General features: G+C 65.4%; 1 protein-coding gene. It reads left to right on the forward strand.

Annotated elements, in window-relative coordinates; genetic code table 11:
- Positions 1 to 224: 224 nt before the first annotated feature.
- Positions 225 to 1,521, forward strand: a 1,297-nt coding sequence (locus WAN02_RS00125; protein ID WP_422261645.1) for an MCE family protein, incomplete at its 3' end; no start/stop codon positions are given.

Below are 1,521 nucleotides of genomic sequence, written 5' to 3' on the forward strand. Positions count from 1 at the left end.
GCCCAGGGCCGCCGGCTGGCGTACCGCCGGCAGGGCCCCAGGCGCCGCCACCGCCCGGCCCCGCTCAGCCAAATCTCCAGTTCAGCGCTCCGTTGCCAGGACCGGCCGCTGCACCGCCAGGGTTTGGTCCGCTGCCCGGACCCGCGGCCGCACCGCCGCCGGGGCCGGTCGCGCCGAATGCCGCACCGCCACCGGTGATTCCGCCGACGGAGGGGAGCAGGTAGATGCTGACGCGCTTCGTTCGGATTCAGCTGCTGATCTTCACGATCATCGGGATCATCGGCGTGATCGCGATGGTCCTCTTCTACATACAGGCGCCGACACTGCTCGGTATAGGCCGGATGACGGTCACCCTCGAACTGCCGGCGACTGGTGGTCTGTACCGGTTCTCCAACGTGACCTACCGCGGAGTCCAGGTCGGCAAGGTCACTGCGGTGTCGCTCACCGCGAAGGGCGCCAAAGCGACGCTGTCGCTGGGCACTTCGCCCAAGATCCCGGCAAACCTGCAAGCCGCGGTGATGAGCGTCTCCGCCGTGGGCGAGCAGTATGTGGACTTGCAGCCGCGCACCGATTCGGCGCCGTATCTGCACAACGGCTCGGTTATTGCCATGCACGACACCACGATTCCGCAAGCGGTCGGACCGATGCTCGATCAGGTGAACGCCTTGGTGAAGAGCCTTCCCAAGAACAAGATCGGTCAACTGCTCGACGAGTCTTTCCAGGCCTTCAACGGGGCCGGATACGATTTGGGCTCACTGTCGGATTCGGCGTCGCGAATATCGGCCGACTCCAACAGCATTGTCGACCGAACCCGCGCCCTCACCGAAGACTCACAGCCGCTGCTGAACGCGCAGGCACAGACGACCGACTCGATCCGGACGTGGGCGCACAGCCTGGCCGGGATTTCCGACGTACTGGCCAACGACGATTCCCGGATCCGCACGATTTTGCAGGACGGTCCCGGGGCGTTGGATGAGGCGTCACGGCTCTTCACGCAGATCAAGCCGACGTTGCCGGTGTTACTTGCCAACCTGACCACGATCGGGCAGATCGGCGTTACCTACCACCCCTCGATTGAACAGCTGCTGGTGTTGCTGCCGGCGGCGGTTGCCTACGAGCAAACGGCGCAGGGCCAGAACTGGCCCGACGGTCAGGCCAGGGGCGACTTCGCGCTCACCGTTGACGATCCGCCGATTTGCACGGTCGGCTTCTTGCCGCAGAACCAATGGCGATCCCCGGCCGACACGAGCGATATCGACACCCCGGATGGGTTGTACTGCAAACTGCCGCAGGATTCGCCGCTCGCGGTTCGCGGCGCCCGCAACTATCCGTGCATGGGGCACCCCGGAAAGCGCGCGCCCACCGTCGAAATCTGCAACAGCGACAAGCCGTTCATGCCGTTGGCGATGCGCCAGCATGTGCTCGGCCCGTCGCCCCTGGATCCCAACTTGCTTGCCCAGGGCATACCGCCCGATGACCGGGCCACTGCGGACAAGAGGATTTTCGGCCCGGTCGAGGGAA

This window comes from Mycobacterium sp., assembly GCF_049281135.1.
GTDB lineage: Bacteria > Actinomycetota > Actinomycetes > Mycobacteriales > Mycobacteriaceae > Mycobacterium.